At 45.2% G+C, this 24,000-nt stretch carries 30 protein-coding genes and 1 pseudogene; 6 read left to right on the top strand and 25 right to left on the bottom strand.

The window, feature by feature from the left end; translation table 11 throughout:
- Nucleotides 1-186 precede the first annotated feature (186 nt).
- A complete protein-coding gene (locus DXA97_RS11745) occupies nt 187-1,314 on the top strand; it encodes a site-specific integrase (RefSeq protein WP_118720248.1) in 1,128 nt (375 codons plus the stop codon).
- The gene (locus tag DXA97_RS22220) at nt 1,236-1,457 is read left to right on the top strand and encodes a tyrosine-type recombinase/integrase (RefSeq protein WP_118720299.1); all 222 of its coding nucleotides are present in this window, start codon (nt 1,236-1,238) and stop codon (nt 1,455-1,457) included. The genes DXA97_RS11745 and DXA97_RS22220 overlap by 79 nt, the downstream gene beginning before the upstream one ends.
- A 73-nt stretch (nt 1,458-1,530) precedes the next feature.
- Here DXA97_RS22220 and rlmD read toward each other — a convergent pair whose 3' ends face one another.
- From rlmD to DXA97_RS11645, 22 genes and pseudogenes are all read right to left on the bottom strand, one after another.
- Nucleotides 1,531-2,553 (bottom strand): 23S rRNA (uracil(1939)-C(5))-methyltransferase RlmD, encoded by a 1,023-nt coding sequence (rlmD, locus tag DXA97_RS11735; RefSeq protein ID WP_347561579.1) that lies wholly within the window; start codon nt 2,551-2,553, stop codon nt 1,531-1,533.
- Nucleotides 2,469-2,933 carry a hypothetical protein gene (locus DXA97_RS22215; protein ID WP_347561578.1) on the bottom strand — a complete coding sequence of 155 codons (465 nt, stop codon included), beginning with the start codon at nt 2,931-2,933 and terminating at the stop codon, nt 2,469-2,471. The genes rlmD and DXA97_RS22215 overlap by 85 nt, the downstream gene beginning before the upstream one ends.
- 195 nt (nt 2,934-3,128) lie before the next feature.
- Nucleotides 3,129-3,416: a DUF4366 domain-containing protein gene (locus tag DXA97_RS11730; protein WP_118543963.1), complete on the bottom strand. Its 288-nt coding sequence runs from the start codon at nt 3,414-3,416 to the stop codon at nt 3,129-3,131.
- Between the two features lie 216 nt (nt 3,417-3,632).
- A pseudogene (locus DXA97_RS11725) lies at nt 3,633-6,121 on the bottom strand (UvrD-helicase domain-containing protein).
- 181 nt (nt 6,122-6,302) lie between these two features.
- Nucleotides 6,303-6,683 carry a RidA family protein gene (locus tag DXA97_RS11720; RefSeq protein ID WP_118720246.1) on the bottom strand — a complete coding sequence of 127 codons (381 nt, stop codon included), beginning with the start codon at nt 6,681-6,683 and terminating at the stop codon, nt 6,303-6,305.
- Between the two features lie 306 nt (nt 6,684-6,989).
- Nucleotides 6,990-7,430: a hypothetical protein gene (locus DXA97_RS11715; protein ID WP_118720244.1), complete on the bottom strand. Its 441-nt coding sequence runs from the start codon at nt 7,428-7,430 to the stop codon at nt 6,990-6,992.
- 312 nt (nt 7,431-7,742) lie between these two features.
- Nucleotides 7,743-8,408, bottom strand: a complete 666-nt coding sequence (locus DXA97_RS11710) for a hypothetical protein (RefSeq protein WP_147355565.1) — start codon at nt 8,406-8,408, stop codon at nt 7,743-7,745.
- 9 nt (nt 8,409-8,417) lie between these two features.
- Nucleotides 8,418-9,059, bottom strand: coding sequence for a hypothetical protein (locus DXA97_RS11705; RefSeq protein WP_118720240.1), 642 nt, complete (start codon nt 9,057-9,059; stop codon nt 8,418-8,420).
- Nucleotides 9,060-9,308: 249 nt separating this feature from the next.
- Nucleotides 9,309-9,710: a hypothetical protein gene (locus tag DXA97_RS11700; RefSeq protein WP_118720238.1), complete on the bottom strand. Its 402-nt coding sequence runs from the start codon at nt 9,708-9,710 to the stop codon at nt 9,309-9,311.
- A complete protein-coding gene (locus DXA97_RS11695) occupies nt 9,683-12,310 on the bottom strand; it encodes a hypothetical protein (RefSeq protein WP_147355564.1) in 2,628 nt (875 codons plus the stop codon). Before DXA97_RS11695 ends, DXA97_RS11700 begins: the two co-directional genes overlap by 28 nt.
- A 232-nt stretch (nt 12,311-12,542) precedes the next feature.
- The gene (locus DXA97_RS11690; protein WP_118530949.1) at nt 12,543-12,992 is read right to left on the bottom strand and encodes a hypothetical protein; all 450 of its coding nucleotides are present in this window, start codon (nt 12,990-12,992) and stop codon (nt 12,543-12,545) included.
- On the bottom strand, nt 12,979-13,137 hold the full coding sequence (locus DXA97_RS20195; RefSeq protein ID WP_178716331.1) for a hypothetical protein: 159 nt from the start codon (nt 13,135-13,137) through the stop codon (nt 12,979-12,981). The genes DXA97_RS11690 and DXA97_RS20195 overlap by 14 nt, the downstream gene beginning before the upstream one ends.
- 122 nt (nt 13,138-13,259) lie before the next feature.
- Nucleotides 13,260-13,457, bottom strand: coding sequence for a hypothetical protein (locus DXA97_RS11685; protein ID WP_118530947.1), 198 nt, complete (start codon nt 13,455-13,457; stop codon nt 13,260-13,262).
- 143 nt (nt 13,458-13,600) lie between these two features.
- A complete protein-coding gene (locus tag DXA97_RS11680; protein ID WP_118530945.1) occupies nt 13,601-14,218 on the bottom strand; it encodes a hypothetical protein in 618 nt (205 codons plus the stop codon).
- Between the two features lie 7 nt (nt 14,219-14,225).
- Nucleotides 14,226-14,522, bottom strand: coding sequence for a hypothetical protein (locus DXA97_RS11675; protein ID WP_147355563.1), 297 nt, complete (start codon nt 14,520-14,522; stop codon nt 14,226-14,228).
- A gap of 26 nt (nt 14,523-14,548) precedes the next feature.
- Nucleotides 14,549-14,722: a hypothetical protein gene (locus DXA97_RS20950; RefSeq protein WP_243107639.1), complete on the bottom strand. Its 174-nt coding sequence runs from the start codon at nt 14,720-14,722 to the stop codon at nt 14,549-14,551.
- Nucleotides 14,723-15,407: 685 nt separating this feature from the next.
- The gene (locus tag DXA97_RS20190) at nt 15,408-15,554 is read right to left on the bottom strand and encodes a hypothetical protein (protein ID WP_182436875.1); all 147 of its coding nucleotides are present in this window, start codon (nt 15,552-15,554) and stop codon (nt 15,408-15,410) included.
- Nucleotides 15,555-15,800: 246 nt separating this feature from the next.
- Complete coding sequence (locus DXA97_RS11665) at nt 15,801-16,118, bottom strand: hypothetical protein (RefSeq protein ID WP_118705459.1); 318 nt, start codon at nt 16,116-16,118, stop codon at nt 15,801-15,803.
- Nucleotides 16,119-16,223: 105 nt separating this feature from the next.
- Nucleotides 16,224-16,703, bottom strand: a complete 480-nt coding sequence (locus DXA97_RS11660; RefSeq protein WP_182436874.1) for an ATP-binding protein — start codon at nt 16,701-16,703, stop codon at nt 16,224-16,226.
- A 154-nt stretch (nt 16,704-16,857) separates the two neighbouring features.
- Nucleotides 16,858-17,709 (bottom strand): phage replisome organizer N-terminal domain-containing protein, encoded by an 852-nt coding sequence (locus DXA97_RS11655; RefSeq protein WP_118720230.1) that lies wholly within the window; start codon nt 17,707-17,709, stop codon nt 16,858-16,860.
- Between the two features lie 120 nt (nt 17,710-17,829).
- Nucleotides 17,830-18,063 (bottom strand): hypothetical protein, encoded by a 234-nt coding sequence (locus DXA97_RS22210; protein ID WP_347561577.1) that lies wholly within the window; start codon nt 18,061-18,063, stop codon nt 17,830-17,832.
- Nucleotides 18,064-18,122: 59 nt separating this feature from the next.
- The gene (locus tag DXA97_RS11645) at nt 18,123-18,317 is read right to left on the bottom strand and encodes a helix-turn-helix domain-containing protein (protein WP_118720228.1); all 195 of its coding nucleotides are present in this window, start codon (nt 18,315-18,317) and stop codon (nt 18,123-18,125) included.
- A 162-nt stretch (nt 18,318-18,479) separates the two neighbouring features.
- On the opposite strand from DXA97_RS11645, the gene DXA97_RS11640 reads away from it, so the two are divergent.
- From DXA97_RS11640 to DXA97_RS11630, 4 genes are all read left to right on the top strand, one after another.
- The gene (locus DXA97_RS11640) at nt 18,480-19,004 is read left to right on the top strand and encodes a hypothetical protein (RefSeq protein WP_118720226.1); all 525 of its coding nucleotides are present in this window, start codon (nt 18,480-18,482) and stop codon (nt 19,002-19,004) included.
- Between the two features lie 697 nt (nt 19,005-19,701).
- On the top strand, nt 19,702-20,511 hold the full coding sequence (locus DXA97_RS11635; RefSeq protein ID WP_243107638.1) for a site-specific integrase: 810 nt from the start codon (nt 19,702-19,704) through the stop codon (nt 20,509-20,511).
- The gene (locus tag DXA97_RS20945; RefSeq protein ID WP_243107637.1) at nt 20,508-20,750 is read left to right on the top strand and encodes a hypothetical protein; all 243 of its coding nucleotides are present in this window, start codon (nt 20,508-20,510) and stop codon (nt 20,748-20,750) included. Before DXA97_RS11635 ends, DXA97_RS20945 begins: the two co-directional genes overlap by 4 nt.
- A 110-nt stretch (nt 20,751-20,860) precedes the next feature.
- Entirely contained in the window at nt 20,861-21,484 is a 624-nt protein-coding gene (locus DXA97_RS11630) for a DUF1836 domain-containing protein (RefSeq protein ID WP_118720224.1), read from the top strand.
- Between the two features lie 30 nt (nt 21,485-21,514).
- On the opposite strand, the gene DXA97_RS11625 is transcribed toward DXA97_RS11630, so the two are convergent.
- The 3 genes from DXA97_RS11625 to DXA97_RS11615 all read right to left on the bottom strand — a co-directional run bounded on the left by DXA97_RS11625 (nt 21,515) and on the right by DXA97_RS11615 (nt 23,918).
- Entirely contained in the window at nt 21,515-21,826 is a 312-nt protein-coding gene (locus tag DXA97_RS11625; RefSeq protein WP_118720222.1) for a YerC/YecD family TrpR-related protein, read from the bottom strand.
- 71 nt (nt 21,827-21,897) lie between these two features.
- Entirely contained in the window at nt 21,898-22,719 is an 822-nt protein-coding gene (locus DXA97_RS11620) for a Cof-type HAD-IIB family hydrolase (RefSeq protein ID WP_118720220.1), read from the bottom strand.
- 206 nt (nt 22,720-22,925) lie between these two features.
- Nucleotides 22,926-23,918 (bottom strand): ABC transporter substrate-binding protein, encoded by a 993-nt coding sequence (locus tag DXA97_RS11615; protein ID WP_118720218.1) that lies wholly within the window; start codon nt 23,916-23,918, stop codon nt 22,926-22,928.
- Nucleotides 23,919-24,000 lie beyond the last annotated feature (82 nt).

Below are 24,000 nucleotides of genomic sequence, written 5' to 3'. Positions count from 1 at the left end.
CCGCCCGGTACGCCAATACCGAACGGCTTTACATAGATTGCTCTTACCAGATTGCTCCAGAAAGATATTTTCAATCCCAACACTTGAATTATATCATTCTCAGAGCACTCTGGCAAGGGGTGCTATTTTTGTACTCATTTTTAGGTGTTGCGACATCGCAACACCCACGCGAAAGGAGAATGATATATGGGACAATTAAGAACAAGGAAACGTGGATCTACATGGCAATACAGCTTTGAAGCTGCGCCGGTGAACGGGAAACGAAAATCTATCTCAAAAGGCGGATTCCGTACCAAGGCTGAGGCTCTGACGGCCGGCACTACAGCAATGAATGAATACAACTCTTCCGGCCAATCATTCACACCATCTGAACTCAGCGTGTCCGACTATCTGGATTACTGGTTTGATAATTATTGCAAAACGAATTTAAAATACAATACGCAGCTTGGTTATCTCTACATTATGGAGAACCGGTTAAAGCCGCACTTCGGACAGTACCGGCTGAAATCACTGACCACCGCTGTCATACAAGAATATGTGAACCAGTTAAAAATCGACGGCCTTGCAAAATCTTCTGTCCTGGGAATCTTGCGAGTATTATCAGCCGCTTACGAGTATGCTATAGAACCGCTGCAGTATGTCAGGGAGAACCCCTGTGCCAGGATAAAACTGCCAAAATTTGAAAAACAGCCAAAACAGCGCTATGTGATCCGCCCGGAAGAGTTCAAAAAGATTCTGGAGCGCTTTCCGGAAGACAGCAATTTCTATCTGCCGCTCATGATTGGCTATTATACCGGCCTGCGTCTTAGCGAAGCCTTTGCACTGTGCTGGGATGATATCAACGTGGAAAGCCGCACCTTATCCGTAAAAAAGACGGTCGTGAAACGGAATTATGGAGTGGATGTCCGAAAAGTGCTGGAACAGAAAGGGAAGAAAGAAGAAAAGTCTGCCTGGTACTTTGGAACACCGAAAACAGTCAATTCCATCCGTACCATCAAATTTGGAGATGCCCTCTATAAGGCATTGAAACATGCGCAGCTGACCCAGAAGAAGAACCGGCTGCTCTATGGTGAATATTATACCGATCATTATCTGAAGCCGGAGAAAGATGAAAAAGGAAATACCATATACCGGATTGTTCCGGTTGAGCGCGGTATCAGCTGCACGCTGCAGCGCGTGGATTTCCTGTGCGTCCGAGAGAACGGGGAATTCATCAGCCCGGACTCCTTTAAGTACTGTGCCAGAGTGATTCATCACGAGCTGAACATGGCCTCGATTATCATTCTCTCCGGCACACGCATGCCACCCTCTTAATAGAAAATGGCGCTGACATCAAGGATGTCCAGACACGCCTAGGACACGCTGATATCAACACCACTTTACAGATCTACACCCACGCCACGGAAAAGATGGCGGAGCGCAGTGTAGAAATCTTTGAAAAAGCAACAAGCCTTTGACAACATCTCAAAAAAGCGTTGTCAAATCGTAGTCAAATGGTCTTTCGTAGTCGTCCAGAAAGCCCACAAATTCTTATTTTACGCGGGTCAGAAGCCCGATTGTTTCACAGTTTGCCGTTGCCGGGAACATGTCCACAGCACAGGCCTTTTCCAGCTTGTAGCCACGCTCCTGCAGCACCACCAGGTCTCTGGTTAAGCTGGTCGGCTTACAGGAAATGTAGACCATGCGGTCCACGCCAAAGTCGATGATCTTGTCTAGTGCCTTCGGGTGGATGCCATCTCTCGGCGGATCCAAAATGATCAGATCCGGCTTATCCTTTAACTCTCCGATCACCTTCAGCACATCCCCGGCGATAAACTCGCAATTGTCCAGCCCGTTTCCGGCGGCGTTCTCTTTCGCTGCCTCTACGGCTTCCTCCACGATTTCTACGCCCACAACCTTCTCTGCCACCGGCGCAATGATCTGTGCGATGGTTCCGGTTCCGCTGTATAAGTCAAAGACAACCTTATCCTTCGTCTCACCCACGTAGCTGCGTGCCGTCTCATAAAGCACCTCTGCTCCCAGGGAATTGGTCTGGAAGAAGGAAAACGGGGTAATGCGGAATTTTAAGCCCAGAAGCTCTTCGTAGAAGAAGTCCTGACCGTAAAGAATGGTTGTCTCATCGCTCTGGACCACATCGGCAAGGCTGTCGTTGCGGATGTGAAGGATCCCGGCAAAGGTTCCCTCAAGCTGCAGCCCCTGCAGGCAGGAAAGCCAGCCCTCAAGAAGCTCCTTTTCGCTTACCGAAGTCGTATGCGCTTCGGTCACGCCAAGGTTTTCGGTCTGTCCGGAGGTAACCAGCGCAACCAGGATCTCACCGGTCTTCACTGCACGGCGCACCAGCAGATGACGCAGATAACCGGTATGCTGCATCTTTTTATGGTAGCTGATATGCTTTTTTGTAAAGTAATGCAAGGTTGCCGTCAGAATCTTGCAGAAATCCTCATGCACGATCTGGCACTCCGGTGTATTTACAATATCATAGAAGCTGCCGCGGCGGTGCATGCCGAGTGCCAGCGGTCCATCCTTATATTCATCTCCAAAGGAAAATTCCATCTTGTTGCGGTATCCGTCAGAAACCGGGCTTGCTTGATTCCCTCAAATTCGTAGGAATCGCAGACTTCATCCAAAAGCGCTTTGATCTGGCCTTCTTTGATTTTCAGCTGTTCTTCATAGGGAAGACTCTGGTACAGACAGCCACCGCAGATGCCAAAATGCGGACAGGTTCCCTCGCTCCGCTCCAGCGGAGATTTTTCCAGGACTTCCAGAAGGCGTGCCTCGCATTTTCCTTTCCGTTTTTTGTTTACGACAAACCGCACCTTCTGTCCCGGAATGGCATTCTTGACAATGACCCGTTCACCGTCTACATGTAAAATTCCCTTGTTCGGGAAATCTATGGTCTCTACGACCGCTTCGAACATATCTCCCTTTTTCACGTTTTTACTCCTGTTTTTCCTAAAAATTATGATGTTGGGGACAAAAGTTTGTTTTCCCCAATGGTTTCGGATTGCTTCCCGCCCTGTTCATGCCGATTTGCCTGACACATGCAAAACGTACATGAAACAGAGAAAAGGCGCATCCCGGTCTGCGAGACACGCCTGATTTTTCTTCTGCTAAATGATTGATCTTTATTATTTCTCTTTGGTGTCGTCCTCATCCTCAAAAAAGTCATCATCGAAGTCGTCGTCGAAATCATCTTCAAAGTCTTCCAGGTAATCCGGGGTGAAGAAACGGTATACGCCATATGCGATCGCTGCAACGGCTGCTACTACTCCGATGATTGCAAGAATCCAGAGAATGCAGGTTTTCTTTTTCTCCTCTTCCTCTTTTCTGTGTAAGAACTCATTTAATTTGGTGGAATTCATGATTTCTTCCACGCGTGCCATTGCGTCTTTGCTCATGTTATCAAAACGGTTCATACTGTCACGTCCTTTCTATCATATTCCAGCCAGCTTTTTTGTAAAACCGGCTGACCCATTACTAGGATTATAGCATTCTTTTTCTCTTTTTACTATCCCATTTTATTCAAATTTATAAATTCTATGCGCTCCCGCGAACCTCACTTCTCCCGCTTTCCTGCCAGGCAAAACGGCTTCCGCCTGTTCCGGTCTTTCTTGCCGGGAGCCCCTGCCTATTCACCCAAGCTTCTGAAGCTTTGCGAAGGAAGCAAACATCTTCTTGACTCCGGCTGTGTCAAAGTTTACGGAGACCTCAAAATCCTTCGCTCCGTCCTTGACACTCAGAACGGTTCCATCGCCGAATTTCACATGATGCACCCGGTCGCCCACTCCATAGTCCAGAAATGCCGGCTTCTGCACGGTAAATGCCTTTCCAAAGCCCGGTCCGCCGGACTTTCCTGCCTGTCCTGCAAACGCCCCGGCGGCTCCTGCCGCGCTTTTTCCAGCCGGTTTCCGGTCGAAGATTCCGCTTAAGTCGCGGCCTGCCATCTGGCCCATACCGCCCTGACGGCCAAAGCCAGCAGACACGCCACCTTGTCCTCTGCCATATGCATCACTGCCAAAGCTTCCCATTCCCGTATACCCACTTCCAGTCCCCGAAACATACGATGCGGTCGGCGATGCATAGGAATTCGATTTCATGCCGAACTTGCTGACTCCAAGACGGCTCTGGTTCTTATTCCACGGAAGATCATCATCGTCAAATTCATCCCGCGCTGCGCTGCGCCCCAGTCTCGGCTCCAGCTTTTCCATCTGGATGAGCTCCTCCGGGATTTCTTCCACAAAACGGCTGACCTTGGAATAATGGGTCTCCCCGTTGATCATGCGCATGCGGGATGCCGTGATCACCAGGCGTTCCTTTGCACGGGTAATGCCGACATAGCAGAGGCGTCGCTCCTCTTCCAGCTCCGTCCGGTCATCTGCTGTGACCGCCATGCGGCTTGGGAAAAGCCCATCCTCAAGACCACTCAAATATACCACCGGAAATTCCAGTCCTTTTGCACTGTGTAAGGTCATAAGCGTTACCCGGTTCTCGGAATCGTCCATCCGGTCGACATCGGCAACCAGCGCTACCTGCTCCAAAAATTCATCTAAAGACGGATGCTCTGCGTCCTCGCTGTAGCTGACTGCCTTATTCATGAGCTCTTCGATGTTCTCCAGACGCGTCTGGGACTCGACCTCTCCCTCTGCTTCCAGCTCTTCCCGGTAACCGGTATCGGAAAGGATCATTCCGATCAGCGCTTTGATGCTGGCCTCGTCCTCAGTCAGAGCCTCCCGGAAGTTCTCGATCTGGCCGGTAAACACAGCGACTTTTCCTGCAGTCTTGCCAAGCCCCGGCACGGCTGCCGCCCGGACGCACGCATCGTAAAAGCTGATGCCCTGCTCCGACGCCCATGCTGTGATCTTCGCGATCGATGCTGCACCAATGCCCCTCTTCGGCACATTGATGATACGCTGAACTGCCAGGTCATCCCGCCCGTTTGCAATCGTCTTTAAGTAAGATAATACATCCTTGATCTCTTTTCTCTGGTAGAAGTTTACGCCTCCCACCAGACGGTACGGCACGTTATGCTCGATACATTTTTCCTCCAGAAGGCGGGACTGCGCATTCGTCCGGTAAAGGACCGCATAGTCCTGAAAATCCCGGCCATCCTTTAAAATGTCGCGCACAATGCCATCGGCCTCTTCGTAGGCCTGCTCGTACTGGTGGAAGATCACCGGCTCGCCCTCACCGTTGGCCGTCCAGAGGGTCTTGTCCTTCCGGCCCTGGTTATTGCGGATCACCGCATTGGCTGCATCCAGGATATGCTGGTGGAACGGTAATTCTGCTCCAGCTTGATGACCTTCGCCCCCGGAAATGCACTCTCAAAGTCCAGGATATTGCTGATATTAGCACCACGGAACTTATAGATGGACTGGTCATCATCGCCCACCACGCAGAGGTTTTTATATTTTCCGGCCAGAAGCTCGATCAGTCGGAACTGCGCTGTGTTGGTGTCCTGGTACTCATCCACCATGATATAACGGAAGCGCTCCTGATAATATTCCAGCACATCGGCATTTGTCTGGAACAGATCCACGGTCTTGAAAATAAGGTCATCGAAATCCAGCGCATTGTTTTTCTTTAATTCGTCCTGATATGTCTGGTAGATTTCCGCGATCTTCTTTGCCCGCCAGTCACCTTCCGCATTCAGCCGGAACTCCTCCGGGCTCATCAGCTCATTTTTTGCGCCGGAAATGGCAGAAAGCATGGCTCTGTCCCGAAACTGCTTCGAGTCTAAGTCCATCTTTTTTAAAATCTGCTTCATCAGCGTTTTCTGGTCATCCGCATCGTAAATGGAAAAGCTTGTGCTGTAGCCCAGGTTCTCGATAAAGCGGCGCAGGATCCGCACACAGGAGGAATGAAACGTCGAAACCCAGATGCTCTCAGAGCCAAAGCCGACCAGCTTGTCCACACGCTCGCGCATCTCCCCCGCTGCTTTGTTGGTAAAGGTGATCGCCATGATATTCCACGGGTTCACATCCTTTTCTTCGATCAGGTACGCGATGCGGTGTGTCAGGACACGGGTTTTTCCGGAGCCTGCTCCTGCGAGGACCAAAAGCGGGCCTTCGGTGCTAAACACTGCCTCCTTCTGTCTGTCATTTAAGGTATCATAAACTGCCATTGCGCTGTTATCCTTTCAAAATCTATTTTGATCACCCCATTCTACCACAAAACAGCAGGTACCGCAAACCTTTGTTCGCAGTACCTGCTGTTTTATTCATCGGGTATTTTCGTTCATACACGCATATCCGTTGACAGACATGACGCTTTGCCTCGCATTCAGGCTCTGTTTTTCCGCCGGATTACTCAGCGTATGCGATTGCCTCGATCTCTACCAGTGCTCCCTTCGGGATCGCTGCAACCTCGAAAGCTGCTCTTGCCGGGCATGCACCCTCAAAGAAGGTAGCATAAACCTCGTTCATAGCGCCGAAGTCAGAAATATTTTTCAGAAGGACCGTGGTCTTTACAACGTTAGCCATGCTCAGTCCGTCGCTCTCGAGAATGTTTTTGATGTTGGTTAAGGACTGCTTGGTCTGTGCTGCGATGTCTGCGCCTGCAAACTCACCGGTAGCCGGGTCGATTGGAAGCTGGCCGGAAACGAATACAAATTTGTCTGCATGGATTGCCTGGGAATATGGTCCGATCGCAGCCGGAGCATTGTTGGTTGCTAATACTTTCTTCATAAGAAATCTCTCCTTTGTTCAATCTTTATAATTTTTATTATAGACATTCCCAGTGGAAAATTCAATCACTTTCAAAAATTTTATAAAACTTTTTGTTTTCATTTAATACTTTTTGTTTTTTCTTTTCCGCTTGCTATCTGGTTTTCAATACTATAATAGATAGGAACTTTTCAGCTCTTTTTTGCTGATATTTCCGTTGTTACAGGGTATTATTTGCCGATTTTTAATGCTGATTTTTGTGTTTCGTTCATTTTTTAGTATCATTTTAGTATCACAGAAAAAAGCACCGTTGCGATGTCGCAACACCTACAGTTCCAAGGCTACCTGCTCCGTTGAACTTGTCCAGGTCTGGTTGAAACGCTCCCAACCGTTCCCGACCAGGACGCTGCTGTAGATCTGTGCATAATCCGGAAGGAACGGACGCAGCAGCTTCCCGTTCTCGCCACTTCTGAGGTTCCTCAGCGCCTTGTCATGCTGTTTCCTTGCCTCTGCTGCAGTTATCCCGCACGCATCCCCGCAGCCCTTTATTGTGAGGTTCTGGCCGTATCGGCTCAGGATCACGTCCGGCTGGATCCCTGGCAGACTGTCCACGCAGCGCCACAGGGTAGCGCAGAGGCTTTCCCGTTCCATCTGGTCCACAACATTCTCCTCCAGGTTGTCACCTGCTGCCACCAGGATGCCCACGGTTGTATCTTCTGTGCCGTCATTCCCTACTACAGGTACGTCCAGGCTTCTCAGGATCACCATACAGGCATTTTCCTGTATCGCCCTGACTATCCCATAAACCAGGCTATTTCGACCGCTGAGGGCTCACGACCATACTTCTTTAAATAATCCGACTAGAATTTCTTCACCTTCCAGATCTATTCTGGAAACTGCACTTGGATATACTTACAAATGCCCTCATTCCGCGGATTGTCTAAATAACTACATAAGCACTTAAAAGACAAAACAATTTTTCATCACATGACTGCTGTAAAATGTAATATCATACAGGTGTCTGTTTATGCTAATATCTCAATCCGTAAAACTTCCAGTATTTATAGCACTAGACGATTTTTAAATATAATTCACATTAAAATAATCAATTAAATATCGTGCTGCAAAACGTATGTCTTTTTCAAATTGGATATCATCCTCTGACATTGTCCTACTTCTTTTTGGACTATTTTTCACCAACTTGCATTCTAACTCGTTAATTTTTTGCTTAAAATACAAATTTTCTGATCCTCCATACTTTTGAGCTGCTTCCATGCATGAAATTGCTTTTTCATATTCGTGTTCTGATTCGTAAACTTTAGCATAAGTTAAATGTATATTGAGTGGCTGAAAAGATGAAAATTTCATTAACGTTTCATCTGATACAAAAGGTTTTGATTTTTCAAAAAAATTTATCGCATATTTTCTAAAAAAGGCTCCTTTCGTTACATAAGCAATAGATTTTGAAAATTCGTCAAGCGGATTATCCGACAACTCTAAGAGTTGGATTATCATTTCAAACAAAACATATCTAGCCTTATACTTCACAATCCAGCTTTCGTTTGCAAGGCCGATCCCTCTTAAATCCATAGGATATTTATTTCGTGTTACCTTCAAAGCATGATAGATGGCTTCCACCTCATGCGTGGAATATCTTTGTGTGCAATACTTGCCATTTTCTACTACACTTTTCCTCGGATCTTGTATAAATGAAGAATCCGCTACATACATTGGTATATTTTTCATTTTTAGTAACTATTCTAAGCCGATTTGGGCTTTTTGATATAATTTTCCGTCCACAAAGTATAACTCTGCATTTGCTCCGCTGTATTCATCGGCGTACCACATATATGCTGTCATGTTTGTATCTATAATTTCGGACTCAGCAAGCGGAGTTCCCGCAGATCCAATTATTTTCTCACATTGCTCATATGTCATTCCAATTTCACACTGATTAAACGCTTCCAACGTAATTTTTTTGTCGTGCATAATGGAAGACATATTATTCATGTAGAAAAAGAATGAACCCAGCAGAATAATGAATGCAGATATCCAGCATAATGCTTTTTTTCTTCCTGGCATGTAATTATATGCTGATCGGCAATCAATTCTTTCATACTGTTCATTCAGTTTCACATCTGGATATCCTATTTGTATGGTATCCAAAAATTCTGATACCTGTTCATTTTTCTTTTTCCGAAACAAAAATGTCTCAACCGAACCGTTTTTTCCGTGGAACCTTAAATATCCAAAACTTCCATGATCCCCATAGCAATACGTTATTTCTTTTATTTTTCTAAAAGAATGTGCTTGTGATGGCATAAAAAACTCAGATAATAAAAAACTCTTATCAGAGTATAAAAGTTCCTGCCGGATTCCCTTTACCGTGGTATTCATTGAAAACCTCATTTTTCAAATATTCATACTTTTAATCACATATTATCACAAGTTTACGCAAAAGAAAAGCATCTGACCCACATGACAGATGCTTTCAAAAAATAAACAACTTTAGATAATGCCGTCATCTTGAATCTATAATACCTTATCCTACACCAGTGATGCTATTGTAGGAAATATCCGTATAAAGGTAACGGTGGTTTTCCATTCTGACCACGCCTGGAACTGCAACCAAAATTTCAAATAACATCACACTGTCACCATCCTTACACCTACACGCTGTTTTTCTTCATTGTTTGCCTTGTACACTGCCTGTCCAAAACGCCGACCGTCCACTTCCATGATAACCGTTATGTCCCGACTACCTCCGCTTTCTGCCAGAGCTTCTTTCAATGCCTGTTTCATCGTGCTTAATGGGGAAACAACCTCTGTCTCGCGCTTGTTATCTCCAAGGATTGCGGCAAACTCTCCGGCACGTGGCGGTACTACAGTTCCAGTAGCAAGGCGTGGCATATTGTACATTGAAGCCGCAGAAGCGTATTTTGCAGATCTTCCACCCCCAGCATTGCTGTAGATAGACTGTGTCTGCCGTTTGCCTGCATTAATCGCAATCGTTGCCGCTCCTATTCCTGCCGCAATAGATGCTCCCATAGCCAACGCACCTGCAGCACCAGAAATCGCACCAAGGCAACTGCAAGAATTCCGGCCGCAGAAGCTGCTGCCAACAGAAAGCTTATCATTCTTTCTGTCGGAGTCATTTTGTCCCAGCTATCGTATAAAATGGCTGCAAGTGTTATTATTGCCCATAATGCCAGTTTAACCGGTGTTATAGAATCCAGGACTTTGCCCATTACACTAATAAAGCCTTTTAATGCGACAAACAGCTTTCCAATATCAGATACCAACTTTATTATTGTCCAAGCCGCAAAAAAGCCAAGTATTGCATATGTTATAGTTCTTACAAGTTCTTTATTTTCACTAATCCAGTCAGAGAACTTTTTCAAAACATCTGTAAGCAATTTCAGGGCGTTAATTATAATTTCCCCTGTCCATTCCCCAATAGGCTGCAAAAAGCTATTCCATAACCATTCTCCAACCGGTTCCAAAGCTTCTATTACTGCGCAAAGGGTATCAAGTGCCGCTGCTATAAGTTCAAACACACCGGTCAGAGCCTGTTCTAAACCCCATTTTGTGATAGGCAGCAAAACATTATTTAAAAGCCATAGCAGCAAATTTCCAATAGCCCTTACAACTGGATTTACGGATGTAAGCACCTTATCAAAGGATTTCAGCAGCGGAGAAAAGTCCAAGTTTGCAGCCCAATTCTTGATACTTTCTGATGCTGAGCGAAAAAATCCTGATAACGTAACCAAAATATCCCCCAGATGGCATAATATCTTTGTCCCGGTATCGCCTGAGACCCAAGCTTTATCAAACTGCGTTATAAGATTCGCAACAGTTTGCGCCAGATTGGCAAATGTTATAAGCAGATTGTCCGTTATGGTCTTTCCGTACCCTTCAACATTCCAAACCTGCATGAATGATGCGCCTACGTCCTGTGCAAGCTGTTTTGCGGATGTAAACAGGTTTGTGAGAGACTGCATCACTTCCGGGCCATTATCAAGCCAGGATTCTTTCAGCGGAGCAAACAGGCCGGAGAATATCTTTTTCACTGCATCAGCACGGGCCTTTATGTCGTTTGATACCTCTTCCGTGGTAAACATCTGATCTGGTGTAGGTCCTACATACCCGGTCTTGTCCTGATCTGATTTGTTCCCGGCCTGGATAAGCTCATCAAACGAATACGTCAGCTTTTTATTCGCCTTTTCCTGTGCCTTTATCTGCTTGTTACTCTCTTTTAAGGCAGCGCCGTAGTCTTCCTCTACCTTCGTTGCTTTGGTATATGTATCTTTTCCGGTAAGAGCCGCAAAAAACTGAGAAGTCCACGTAACTGCTTCTGAAAGCAATGAGATGAACTCTACCAATGCAGGAGAAGCATATTCTGCAATAGGAGAAAATGAAGTAGCAAATGAATTTTTCAGCTGCGTAAGAGACGAAAGGACATTTGATATAACCTTATTCGTCTCAGGCGAATACTGAGCAATATTCTCCATTCCCTCGCGTACCGAACGAAAAGCTGCGAATATAGCAGTACGAAGAATCCGAAAAAGAATAAGCCTTTTCAAGAGTCCGGTCATATTGGATCCAAATTTCTTAGCGGATTTTCCGCCCTGATCCATGCTTGTCTTCATCTGCTTTGTGGATTTGCTTGCCTTTTTCGTATCTGACGCATAGGCATTAATCTGAGCACGCAAATTGCGGATTTTCGCCGCATTGCGGTCATATTCTTTGTATCCTACACCAACTCCAGCCTTTTGCAGATCCTTTTGTCGGTTTTCAAGAGCTTCCAGTTCCTGCCGGAGCTTGACGATATGAGCATTTGACACCTTGGCATTTTCGCCAATCTCCCTAAGCCTTTCGGATTCAGCGGCAGCGGCGGCTTCTTTTTCTTTTGCTTCTTGCAGCTTTTGGTTAAGCTTTTCCTGGGCTTCCTGCTGCTTCCTGACTGATTTCGCTTCTTTTTGACGCTGTTCATCAGTCTTGAAAAGCTCTGATTTGTATGCTGCAAGGGCTTCCTGGGCACGCTTAAGAGCTACCGCGGTTGCATCATATTCAGAATCTCCAAAGCCTTTTCCTTTATCCTCCAGATGCAAAAGCTCTTTTGAGAGCTGACCTATCTTTCCAGACATTGTGGATACATCAACAACCTTTGGAGTTGCCGCAGGACTGACAAGTTCTTTTTTATAATCTTTTAATGCCTGAGTAACCTTCTGAAGCTTAATGTATGTATTGTCATAATCTTCATCACCAAAATACATACCATCTTGCTCCATATCCTTTAAGGCCTTTGACAGGCTTTCAATTTCCCGCTTATAATCATTTGTCTGATCCTGTAATGACGAATCTAGTTTATTCAATACTTGTCCGGCTTGTTTTCCATACAGTTCTATCGCATCTACATAATTTTTAATATTTTGGGCAGCAGTCTTTCCAAACACCTTCTCCATAGCTTGAGGATCATAAGTGAAAGCACCAGCTTTAGCAAAAGCCTTTTTTACCTTATCCGCTGCTTTCTCCGCATTATCTATTACCCGGCCCAGTTCCTTTTGTAGTTTTCTCCCACCTACACCAGCGCCATCCGTATTGATCTGGGTATCAATAATAATTGATCCATCACTCTGCTGCATCATAAATCACCGCCTTATATAATACAAAAAGCCGATGATTCTCATTTCTGAAAGTCACCGGCACCATTTTGCCATTAACAGATACCATTCTATCTGCCTGAGCTGTATGCAATTTTTCTTATTACTTCAAGTACTACTATATCCTCCTTCCTCTTTTTAACCTCTGCTGTATTGCCTCGCCCCTGAATTTCTTCAATAACACGTAATATTTCTGTATCGATAGTTCGTCTCCAGTCTACTTTTTATATTTATCTGTGTATTTTCCAATACGGCTTTGAGTCGCTGCGCCAACCTCTTCATTCACCATCTCAAAAGCTGCCTCAAGAAATGCCTCAAACAACAGCTTATGATCTTTTCCCACAATGGAAAATGGAGATTGTCCGGCAAATACTACATCGTATACATCTGAATTGAAAATATAATTCAGTTTCTGCTTAATGAGATCATTAAATTTCTCTAGTGTTGCGCTTGCTTCTTCCAATGAGCTCATATCATTAATGGCCGCAGTTCCATCTGGATTCAGTTGTATGTCCGCCATAGTTTCTTTTTCGGACTGCAGCTCTTTTATTGCCTTTGCAAAACGCTGAACAATGTCTGCGTCCGTTGGGTTAAAGCTGATTGTCCTGTCCGGATCATCATTAATGGAAAAAGTCTTATAACCGGTCTCAAATCTAATGCTTTTCATTCTCTGTTTCCTCCGCCAAAACCTGCTGCCTCAGAAAAATTTCCTGCTTGACTCCCTGTTCACACCCTTCTCCCAAATTCTTAATCAACGCGCCCGCTCTGCGAAGTGCCTGTAAAGCATTTTCCGTCTCGTTTTTATTTTTCATCTGCATGATCTCCTTTTTTTGTTGTCATATCATCATAAATAGCCGCAAGTTCACAGACTATCAAAAATAAGAATCCGCTGATTATTATCACACCAAACATTCAGTTCACCTTCTTTATACCATTATTCAATTTTCACTACGCTTTCTTCACTTCTTTTGATATCATGTATAACTTTTAAAATCTGCGCGGCAGCAGGTTTATCCAGTTCATACCGCATACGCCGTACCAGAGTATTTTCCGATATACCTAATGCATCTGCCAGGCGCCATTGTGGTATCTTACATTCTTTCAAGGTTTTCCGTATTGTTACATTATTCATGCATCCACATCACCACCACCATCATCATAATCATACTATATCATCCGCATTCAATGCGGCTATCCTCGTTTATTAAAAAAAATGGGCGTAATATAAATTTCTATGGTTTTCTCTCACATAAGCAACAATACACAGTTCATAAATCAAAACCCATATTTACTGCAAAATCCAGTAAAAGTTTTTATGCAAGCGGTACGATAATCTCTCTGCATCTTTTTTAATTCCGACACCAGCTTTTCATACTTTTCATATCGCATATACGCGGGCTTGGGTGGAATAGAAAGGTCCGCAATGTAATCGCAGATATAATGCCATCCATAATAGCCCATTTTTTTCTCCACAATATTCTCCATCTTCATGCGAAGTTGTTCTTGACCGCTGACCTGTTGGGACCTGTAATTTAATCCCGAGCATAACCTACACTGATATGTACCTTTCCGGCTGTCACGATACAGATACCGGACACGCCGCTCACAGCATGGACAATAAAAATACAGGCGCTGTGATACTCCATCAATATTCTTTACCCTTGAAACCTCCAGCGGATAAAATGCACGGTTCTCCAGAATCTCCATTTCTCTGCTTTGTGGATAATATCGAATAACCGTACCGCCGCTGCGAATATCCACTTTCTCTTTGTAATGAATATACTTGTCATACTGCAGAAAATTATATACCGCGAAACTATCTACACGGACACTTGTTTTTTCTTCAACCTGCTCATGCTTTTTATTGTGGCCGCCGCTCCCAAAACCGCCCATACTATTCTCACTCCTTTATCAAACACGGAAATATACCCGGCTCGCCGGGATCTGGAATCAAAACTTCCATTTCCCATTTAACCGGATACAGCCTTATATGATCCAGTAGCATTCTCTCCATTGTTTCTACATTACGAGAAAAAAGCTTCATACCCGCGGTCTTTGTGTTATCATGCTCATAATGAGCCAATGATAATAAAGTCTCCAAAACTTTATTTTTTTCGTCCCATCTTACAGAAATAAAACTTACTTTCAAGCTTGTCCGCGTATAATATGCTTTGGGCTTAAGCGTGATTTTTCTCATTGCAAGTTGCTCCTCCTCTATGATTTTCACCATAAATCATACAATTTCAACCTGTGGTAAAACTCTGCTTTGACCTTCCGGCGGTAGCCGTAAAAATCATCGGTCTTAGCCGGAATATCACGCCCGCGGCGAAGCAAGCTATAGTACCCGGCTTCTTTCGGATCCTTGGCCGTCAGACTTTCATAAATAACTAATTCCATGCCTGGCGCTTTTGATATTGCACAACTAAAAAGAATGAACCGAATATCTGAATCCAGCTTTTTGCAATATTCATCAAGCCTCGACATCATAATCAGATAGTTTTGCATCGCGTGTGCGCATGATTTTCCTCCCTATGTCCGTTTTCCAACTGTCCACAATTCTAACTACTATTTTCTACCAAATGCTATTACTCCAAAATATTTATTGAAAAACAAAAAAGGGCGAAGAAATGACAACGAATATCTTCGCTCTCTGTCATTCCCACGCCCTTAAAGGACTTCCGAACATGTTCATATGCCCAGGGTACTACATATTCTTTTTGCTTGCTTTCACTATGTCAATTTCTAAATAAAATCCCATCTTTATTTTTCTATTAGGCGAAATTTGCCTAAATTAATCATAAATCCGCGGTTTTCTGCAAATTCATATGTACCGCCGCAGATGCTGTGATTCACTCCGTTTTTATATCCACGTAGGCCCGTCTGTATTGCCCGTCCTTGCCCTTTCCTGCCTTATACGCCTTAACTATCGGTCGGAGCAATTTGAGCACTGTATCAAGCTCCTGTGGCTTCTCATAGGATATTCTAATCTTTACAGACATATTATAATCCAATCGCCTCACTTTTGCAAATTATCTATTTCACATGCTGCCGATCGTTTCCCAATCGGCAGCACCTTATCATTTTACGCACACTTAGACCGGTTCAGCTTGCGGCGGACTCTCGCCACGCGCGCCAGTGCATGAAAAATTCCCAGTAAGATATCACTCGTCACAACCTCATACAGTTCTTTCCGGACTTCATCGTCCTCCTGCTCCAGATACGTAACCATCAGCCTTACAATTTCCTCCTGACAAGCATAGTGCTGTTAACGATAATAATATCGGCAGAGCTGTAGCAAATCTGAAAATTATTTGCTTCTCCCGGCATCTCAGTGGTAGCGATACGATGTTTTTCATTTAAAATTTTTCCCATTATTCTTGCCCTTTCTGCCGGTTCTGTGCTACTATGTAAATGGTTTTGAGTAGCTCCGGCTATGCCCGCCCTATAAGATGCGCCAACATCCTATAGGGCTTTTTTATACATTTCCAGATTTTCCCTTGTTAATCTCGGCCAACTGGTAAATTTTCAGCATCTCCAATGCTTCCTCCTGTGTGTAACCTTCCTGAATGGCCGTTACGATCATTTCAGACTGCGCACGCAGCCAGGAACGGAAGTTTCCGTCCACATCCGTTTTCTTTGACCGGTCAATCAATCTCAGATTCATCTCCCGCAGCGCTCTATCTTCGCCCGCTGTAAGTTTCGCATCATCTGAGGCCAGTACAACGCCCTGACGGGTCAGAATGACATATGCGTCTACCAGTTCGCAACTGCTGCCCTTATACTTTTTATCCACCTGTTTCTCCTTTCCGCCGTTAGGCTCCTAAAATCTCCTCTAAGAATTTGCTATTTTCTTCCTTGGCTTGCTTCCTTCGTATGCTGATTTCTGGCATAGCAGCTTCTATACAACTTTCGTAAGCCGTTCTGAAATACGACCGTCACATTTTAACGAGTCTATTGGCATGTTCGAAGTAATAATAAGGAGTTTTCCTTCACACATTCTACGATCAATCAATCGAAAAAGCTCTTGATCTGCCCATTCGCTCTGTTTTTCGCTTCCCAAATCATCCAGAATAAGTAAATCACAATTCATAAAGCCCCAAATACGGCTTGGAACTTCTGGTCCCTGTTTAAATGTTTCTTTTACTGCCTGTAAATACTCAACCATCGAAACAAACTTAACTGTCTTTCTATGCTTTAACTGGATAGATCCCGCCATACAGCAGGCAAGGAAACTTTTTCCGCTCCCTTTTGTCTTGCTCCATATGTATAAACCTTTATTCCTTGCCTCCCACTTCGGGAAATTCTGCCAAAAGCTCAAAGCAATCTGCTCTACAAGCCCTGCTGCACCCCCATAGGCGTTAAAATCAAACTTAGTCATGTCTGCCTCGCTGAATATGCGTGGAAAGCCAGGCTCCCCTAAATCGGCACGTCCTTTGCATATAGGACACGGACTTCCCATCGCTACAGGCGTTACAGGATCATATTCTGGTATAACAATATCCTCCACTGCATAACCAGTGCCACGACAAATCTTACAAACGGCCTTCCCGTCTGAGTCGTTCCCAAACTTCATTTGCGCTTGGGACGTGTTCCGGGTCATCTTCCGGATTGTATTCTGCTTCCGGTTCTGCTGCATTATTCTTCACCTCTTCCTTCTTACTGTTCTGCTGGCCGTCCTTTTGACTACGATTCAGCCAGCCATTTATGAATTTCTCGACACCTCTTCGACTCTTCCGTTTTGATAGATTCGCATCACACCAGGATGCCATCTGATAAAGTTCACGCTTTACATCAAGATCTGGATACGCCTGCTGCCACATTGTCAGCTTGTCCAGAGGTACATCATAGAAAGTTCCATCTTCCAAAATTATGAAAATTCCGGTTCCATTCTTCTCTTTCTCTACCTCTTTATCTTTCTCTATATCTATCTCTTTCTCTACGTCACCAGATTGAACACTGGTGTTACACTCTGTCACGCTACCGTCACTGGTTGTCACACTGTTGTCACATTGTGACGCTCTCCGTCTTCTCATATTACGCATACGCTCCGCCGATGTTCCCTCTGATCCGACCCGCTCCAACGCTTCCGGAAGAAAAATACCATTTTCTGTCCGCTCAAGTTTTTGGTTCGCTTCCAGAAAATTTATGGTTTCTTTCACCATTTCTGATTCTTCCCCGAGCTCTTCTGCAAGTTCTTCCTCAATAGAATCATACACACCCTGGAATGGTATCACGGCATCCTTATCTATGCTATACAGCAACATTTTCAAATAGATCACCTGCATTTCAATACCGCTGCTCTGCTTTCTCATTTTCCGCTGAAACAACTGTCGAAAATAGTCATTCGGCAATTTCATCCAGTAGAAACGTCTGTTTTCTGCCATCCTACTGTTCACCGCTTCCCGGCTGATAACCGTAATATTTCTTTCTGAAAAAACCTTCTGGAACTTTCCCTGCTATCGTTATGTATCCTGATGCTTTCAATTCGGCGTTCATTTCACGGATTAGCCGTAAGCCTTTGTAACTGACACACCGACCGTTTCCGCGACTTCTGCAGCAGTCAAATACTGTTTCATGATCTCAACACCTTCCTTTCTACTGGCCGCGATCTGATCCAGAAGCTCACAGCGGCGCTTTGCGATTGGCTCATATGTTTCTGGGCTTTCCGCATTGCGCGGAAGCTCTGACAATTCTCTGCAAAGTCTTGTATACTCTGCAATCAGATTGATGATTCCCATGTGTTGCTCCTTTCTGATGCTCCTCTGTGCATCCCAGACGCCCCAGCCCGGCTTGTCTGTTAATCTTCGATAATTTCGGTTACATCAACACCCAGGGCGCGGGCAATGCGGCCAGCGCATACCGGTGTAACCTCGTGCTGATTCAGAATAGTATTCATGCGTGCGCGGCTTACGCCGTAGGCTTCCGCGAGACCGGAAATCGTCATACAACGGCTTGCTCTTGCAAGGTCAATCTTATCTCTTGATACTCTCATGTGTTTTTACCTCCTGATTTACGAAAATTCGTATTTTCATATTTATCATATACGAATTTTCATATTATGTCAATAGTATTGTAACTTTTTAATACGAAAATTCGTATATTTTGTTGATAATGTGAAAAGCCTATGATATACTCATAATAGAAAGGGGTATTTATGGGAAAAATTGAAGATAACCTAAAAAAACATATCATAGAACACTATGGAAGCCTAAAGAGTTTCGCAGCGCAAATATACATGCCATACACAACCCTTGATAGCATCTTTAAACGAGGTATAAAAAATAGCTCTGTCAATAACTTAGTGAAAATAGGCTCTGAATTAGGAATTAGCATAAATTCTTTAATTCTTGAAGAAAAAATAGTGCCCTATTATCCACAAGATGAAATAGTAAAAACTCCTCAGTATCAAAAAATGTTAATTAATAATGCTTTAGTTACATCCTCGCAGAGAGATATTCTTAATCAATTACTTGATTTTCTCAAACGAGAAATTACACTTAATGACACTAATGATATTTTTACCGGCATTCCAGAAGAGGATTTATTGTACTACTTTTGGAAACTAAACAGTTATGGACAAGAAACTGCTATACACAGAGTTTCAGAATTAACAGAAATAAATAAATACACAGATCCAGACGATGCACCCGCACAAGATCCAGATCACAAAGAAGAATAACCACAGCACCTTGACAACATAATACACTTAACCGGGGAACCGGGGGACGCGCTGCACCCGTTCCGAGCCTGTCGGAGGTGGTGCCAATGAGTACATATGAGAAATTACAGCTTGTAATATCTGTTGTATCACTGATTGTGGCAATTCTTACATATACGCATAAAAAATAGCCGTCCTAACCCTGAGAAAGTTTGACGGCTATTTTTTAGTCTAACATTTTTCGCCGGGGCGGGGAGGTAGTGGCTCCCTTCCGGCTCTCCTGTTAAGTGTATTATAAGTCATTCCGTTTTATTTGTCAAATACATACACCAGATACGGAGCGCCCAAAGCGCCCTTGTTGCACATTGAAAATTATAATACACTTACCCAGGGAGTCGAAGGGGCGATTATGTCAGCCGCCGGACGTTATACGGAAGGAGGCCGGTGCCAATGGTTACATACTCTGATTTATTTCAATTTGTAATTATGCTTTGTGCTGTAATCACTCTTGTCGCTTATTTTACACACAAAAAATAGCGCCCTCGCTCTGGTAAAGTAAGGCGCCATTTTTTGAAGTTATGCTTTGCCGGCGGCTAGGTGTATTCTAGCTTTCGACTCTCTTGTTAAGTGTATTATAAGTCATTCATTTTTATTTGTCAATTATCCTCTGTTTGTCCCAGACGCCCCAGCCCGGCCAGGAACAAAGGAGGGGCAACACATGCCTGTATATCAAGACAAAACAACGAAAACCTGGTTCGTGAAGCTGTATTATACCGACTACACCGGAACCAGAAAGCAGAAGCTGAAACGCGGCTTCAAGCTGCAGCGTGAGGCAAAGGAGTGGGAACGGCAGTTTCTGGAGCGGCAGCAGGGCCAGCCAGATATGACCTTTCAGACGTTATACGACCTCTATGCCGCCGATCTGAAAGCCCACGCGAAGGAATCCACCTGCAGGAGCCGCCTGTCTATGATCCGCAACCATATTCTCCCGTTCTGGAAGGACCGGAAGCTGTGCGAGATCACCCCGGCAGACGTCCGGAGCTGGCAGGGCGAACTAAAGGCATCCGCCTTAGGCAAATACAGCCAGTATATGGTGAACTGCCACTTGTCCGCTATGTTCAACTTTGCCATGCGCTACTACAATTTGAATTCCAACCCCTGCCGGTTGGTTAAAGCGGTTGGAAAGGTTCACAGAGGTTTAAACTTCTGGACCCTGGAAGAGTTCACGACGTTCCTTCCCACCGTGGAAGACGCAATTCTGCGCGCTGCGTTCCTTACGCTCTTCTATTCCGTGATCCGGTGCGGTGAGCTGCTGGCCTTGACCGTGAAAGACTTCGATGCAGCAGGCAAAACAATCACCATTTGCGGCACTTTCCACCGATTCAATAAGGTGGACACGATCACAGACCCAAAAACAGACAGAAGCAAGCGTTCTATTCCGATTCCTGGCTTTCTGGTTACAGAGATCCAGAGCGTTATTGCAAAGATCTATGAACGGATCCGGACGAACGGATATTTCAGACTGTGACACCGTCCAGGCTCTACACCGCCATTGAAAAAGGTTCTGCTGCTGCCAGCGTGAAGCGCATCCGGGTGCATGATCTGCGGCACAGTCATGTGTCTTTGCTGATCAACATGGGATTCCCGCCGATCCTGATTGCAGAACGCATCGGTGACACCGTGGAAATGGTCAATAAAATCTACGGCCATTTGTACCCCAGCAAGCACCGGGAAGTGGCTGACCAACTGGAAAAATTAAATTTTTAGTATCATTTTAGTATCAGAAAGGCTTGACTGTGTGGAGTATTTCCACAGTTAAGCCTTTTCCACTTGCCATCTGGTTTTCAATACTATATAATAGAGTAAGAGGTGACATTATGAAAAATAATTCCGAAAGACTATCCGATATTCTAAGCTGGCTCGACTCCATCTCGTATATCAAAACAGAAAAAATCCCGGAAGTGGACTTATATATGGACCAGGTCACTTCCTTCATGGAAGAACATTTAAAAAAGACCAAACGAAACCCGGAAGACAAGGCGCTCACCAAGACCATGATCAACAATTACGCAAAGAACCGCCTGCTGCCTGCCCCGCTCCGCAAAAAATACAGCAAGGAGCATATCCTGCTGCTTTTGTTTATCTACTATTATAAAAGCCTGCTCTCCATCAGCGACATTGAGCAGCTGTTCCGTCCGGTCACGGAGCAGCACTTCAATACAGCCGATAGCCTGACCCTCAGCGATATTTATGAAGAGGTGTTCTCCCGGGAAGCTCTCCAGATGGAACATTTAAAAGACGATATCCGTGCAAAGTTTGAGGACAGCCGCCAGACCTTCACTGATGTCGAAGGGGAAGATCAGGAATACCTGCAGTTGTTTTCCTTTATCAGCGAGCTTTCCTTCGATGTCTACCTGAAAAAGCATATGATCGAAATGCTGATCGACCAGCTCCGTGAGGAAATGCCGCTAGACCCGAAAGCAAAGAAAGCAAAAAAGTGATGCCGCCAAAGCATCACTTTTTCATTCTTCCTATTCGTTTTCTTTTGTCTCCTGGTTCTGGGCAATCCGTTCAAACACCATGTCGTAGCCGTCGTTTCCATAATTTAAGGAGCGGTTTACACGGCTGATGGTTGCAGTAGATGCTCCGGTCTTATCTGCGATCTCCAGATATGTTTTCTTTTCCCGCAGCATTTTTGCTACCTCGTAGCGCTGGGACAAGGATAACAGTTCGTTGACCGTACATACATCTTCAAAGAATATATAGCACTCTTCCGGAGTCTTTAATGTTAAAATCGCTTCAAACAGATGGTCTACTGCCTCCGTCTTAATCTTCTTATTCATTGAATACAATCCCTTCCTGAAAATACTTCGTTCTGCAGTTCTAACTTTTACCAGTTTACCACACTAAATTTTTAAAGTCCATAGTTCTGCAGAAAAAACTTTTCAACGACATGGGCCACACCATCGTCGTTGTTCGACAATGTCACATAGTCTGCTGCATTCCGTACTGGACGGACTGCATTTTCCATGGCCACGCCAAGGCCTGCGTACTCGATCATGGACAGATCGTTAAAGCCATCTCCGCAGGCGATCATTTCTTCCCGGTCAATGGATAATAGCTTTAAGAGCTGGGCCAGACACTGTGCTTTATCGATCCCCTTCGGAAGGATTTCAAGGAAATAGGGCTCCGAGCGGTATACGCTGAAATTTTTTCCGAGTACAGCCTTGACTCTGGCCTCAACGAGTGCAAGATAATCCCCGTCGTCCAGCATAAGGAATTTCGGAACCGGGAAGTCCAGATAGCTGTCCAGGTCTTCTACCTTTTTTAATTTCAGATGGTTAATCCCAGACTCAATCTTTGCATAGGGATTGTCCGGATTATTGGTAAGAATGTGGGCGCCCTCATAAGTCAGGACATCGACCTGCTCCTTTCGTGCCAGCTCCAGAATACGCCGGTTTGCCTCCACCGGAAGCTCTTTTTTCAGAAGGATCTCCTTCGTACGGCAGTTCATGATGATGCCGCCATTAAAAGATAAGATATACCCCTCGTAGGTTTCCAGCTCCAGCTCCTCTGCCAGCGGCATGACCCCGTACGTTGGACGTCCAGATGCCAGGACCACCTTCAGTCCGCGCTTCTGTGCCTCCATGAGACTTTGTTTGGTTCTCGGAGTGATGATCTTGTCCCTGTTGGTCAGGGTCCCGTCCAGATCCAGAACGATCATTTTATAATTCATGTATCATGTCCTCCCAAAATGTGCCTTGGCACATTCCTGCATCTGCGTTACGTTTCGGGCGTTGCGCAAACGTTACTGTTCCCGCATTGCACAAACAGCAGCTGCTTTCTTTGGATATCATACCACGAAGATGTCCGTTTGTCACGGACATCTTCCGGATTCCTATCTTTGCATATTCTAGTGCCGTTTTCTATTTTTCTGCTTTTCTACTCTACGGCCCTTTTGGCAAATTCCGTGGTCACAAGCTTTTCATACGGCACCTGCTTTTCCAGTTCTCCCGCTTCCTTTAAAATATTTTCCAAAAGTTCAAAGCTGGACTGTTCAAAAACCAGATCCTTCTTCCAGGTGTCCTGGTCCTGGTAGCGCTTTACGATCTTTGTGATGTTCTCAAGCGGTGTCTCCGCAAACTGCGGCTGGATCACCTTGGCGATTTCTTCTGCTGAATGGGAATTTACATAATCCATTCCCTTCTGGATCGCATTGGTAAAGCTCTGGATGCGTTCCGGATGCATGGCCAGATAGCTTTTTTTCGCACAGTACGCCGTGTAGGGCACGTACCCGGAATCTGTGCCGAGGGATGCCACTACATACCCGTTTCCTTCCAGCTCCAGTCCCGTTGCAAAGGGTTCAAACTCTACGGTATAGTCCGACTGGTCACTGGTGAAGGCCGCTGCCGTCAGTCCAAACTGAATGCTCTGGTCGATCGTCAGGTCTGTTTTGGGATCGATCCCGTTTTTCTTTAAGATATACTCAAATACCATCTGTGGCATGCCACCGGCACGGCCTCCCAAAACCCTGCTGCCTTTTAGTTTCTGCCAGTTAAAGTCCGGATCTGGCTGCCTTCCTACCAGAAAGTTTCCGGCCCGCTGGGTCAGCTGTGCAAAATTTACCGCATAATCCTCCGCGCCCTGGGCGTAAGTATAAATGCTTGCCTCAGACCCCATAAAGCCGATATCAGCGTCACCGGCCAGCATGGCTGTCATGACCTTATCGGCCCCGGCCCCGTTTACCAGTGTCAGATCCAGCCCTTCCTCCTCAAAGTATCCCAGCTCAATAGCCGCATACTGCGGCGCATAAAAAATAGAATGCGCAACCTCATACAAGGTTAGCGGAGTCAGTCCGGATGCTTCCTTCGCACAGCCGCATAAGACAGCGCAGGCCAGACCCGCCACACACAGACACTTGATCTTCTTTTTCATGAACCTAACAGTCCTCCCAGTCAGTTTCCTATACTTCCAGGGCATCCTTTCGGAGCATTTTGCTGCCGCTCCTTTTACAGGA

It is taken from the genome of Clostridium sp. OF09-36 (genome assembly GCF_003481985.1).
In the GTDB taxonomy this organism is placed as follows: Bacteria; Bacillota; Clostridia; order Lachnospirales; family Lachnospiraceae; genus Brotaphodocola.
The sequence above is the reverse complement of the archived record's forward strand: the minus strand, read 5'-3'. Positions and strand labels throughout refer to the sequence as shown.

Coding starts and splice junctions, on each gene's coding strand:
- DXA97_RS11745 (WP_118720248.1), top strand. CDS start 187: ATGGGACAATTAAGAACAAGGAAACGTGGATCTACATGGCAATACAGC.
- rlmD (WP_347561579.1), bottom strand. CDS start 2,553: ATGGAATTTTCCTTTGGAGATGAATATAAGGATGGACCGCTGGCACTC.
- DXA97_RS11730 (WP_118543963.1), bottom strand. CDS start 3,416: ATGAACCGTTTTGATAACATGAGCAAAGACGCAATGGCACGCGTGGAA.
- DXA97_RS11720 (WP_118720246.1), bottom strand. CDS start 6,683: ATGAAGAAAGTATTAGCAACCAACAATGCTCCGGCTGCGATCGGACCA.
- DXA97_RS11715 (WP_118720244.1), bottom strand. CDS start 7,430: ATGGTGATCCTGAGAAGCCTGGACGTACCTGTAGTAGGGAATGACGGC.
- DXA97_RS11710 (WP_147355565.1), bottom strand. CDS start 8,408: ATGAAAAATATACCAATGTATGTAGCGGATTCTTCATTTATACAAGAT.
- DXA97_RS11705 (WP_118720240.1), bottom strand. CDS start 9,059: ATGAATACCACGGTAAAGGGAATCCGGCAGGAACTTTTATACTCTGAT.
- DXA97_RS11700 (WP_118720238.1), bottom strand. CDS start 9,710: ATGGGAGCATCTATTGCGGCAGGAATAGGAGCGGCAACGATTGCGATT.
- DXA97_RS11695 (WP_147355564.1), bottom strand. CDS start 12,310: ATGATGCAGCAGAGTGATGGATCAATTATTATTGATACCCAGATCAAT.
- DXA97_RS11690 (WP_118530949.1), bottom strand. CDS start 12,992: ATGAAAAGCATTAGATTTGAGACCGGTTATAAGACTTTTTCCATTAAT.
- DXA97_RS20195 (WP_178716331.1), bottom strand. CDS start 13,137: ATGAAAAATAAAAACGAGACGGAAAATGCTTTACAGGCACTTCGCAGA.
- DXA97_RS11685 (WP_118530947.1), bottom strand. CDS start 13,457: ATGAATAATGTAACAATACGGAAAACCTTGAAAGAATGTAAGATACCA.
- DXA97_RS11680 (WP_118530945.1), bottom strand. CDS start 14,218: ATGGGCGGTTTTGGGAGCGGCGGCCACAATAAAAAGCATGAGCAGGTT.
- DXA97_RS11675 (WP_147355563.1), bottom strand. CDS start 14,522: ATGAGAAAAATCACGCTTAAGCCCAAAGCATATTATACGCGGACAAGC.
- DXA97_RS20950 (WP_243107639.1), bottom strand. CDS start 14,722: ATGGAATTAGTTATTTATGAAAGTCTGACGGCCAAGGATCCGAAAGAA.
- DXA97_RS20190 (WP_182436875.1), bottom strand. CDS start 15,554: ATGGTTACGTATCTGGAGCAGGAGGACGATGAAGTCCGGAAAGAACTG.
- DXA97_RS11660 (WP_182436874.1), bottom strand. CDS start 16,703: ATGACTAAGTTTGATTTTAACGCCTATGGGGGTGCAGCAGGGCTTGTA.
- DXA97_RS11655 (WP_118720230.1), bottom strand. CDS start 17,709: ATGGCAGAAAACAGACGTTTCTACTGGATGAAATTGCCGAATGACTAT.
- DXA97_RS22210 (WP_347561577.1), bottom strand. CDS start 18,063: ATGGGAATCATCAATCTGATTGCAGAGTATACAAGACTTTGCAGAGAA.
- DXA97_RS11645 (WP_118720228.1), bottom strand. CDS start 18,317: ATGAGAGTATCAAGAGATAAGATTGACCTTGCAAGAGCAAGCCGTTGT.
- DXA97_RS11640 (WP_118720226.1), top strand. CDS start 18,480: ATGGGAAAAATTGAAGATAACCTAAAAAAACATATCATAGAACACTAT.
- DXA97_RS11635 (WP_243107638.1), top strand. CDS start 19,702: ATGCCTGTATATCAAGACAAAACAACGAAAACCTGGTTCGTGAAGCTG.
- DXA97_RS11630 (WP_118720224.1), top strand. CDS start 20,861: ATGAAAAATAATTCCGAAAGACTATCCGATATTCTAAGCTGGCTCGAC.
- DXA97_RS11625 (WP_118720222.1), bottom strand. CDS start 21,826: ATGAATAAGAAGATTAAGACGGAGGCAGTAGACCATCTGTTTGAAGCG.
- DXA97_RS11620 (WP_118720220.1), bottom strand. CDS start 22,719: ATGAATTATAAAATGATCGTTCTGGATCTGGACGGGACCCTGACCAAC.
- DXA97_RS11615 (WP_118720218.1), bottom strand. CDS start 23,918: ATGAAAAAGAAGATCAAGTGTCTGTGTGTGGCGGGTCTGGCCTGCGCT.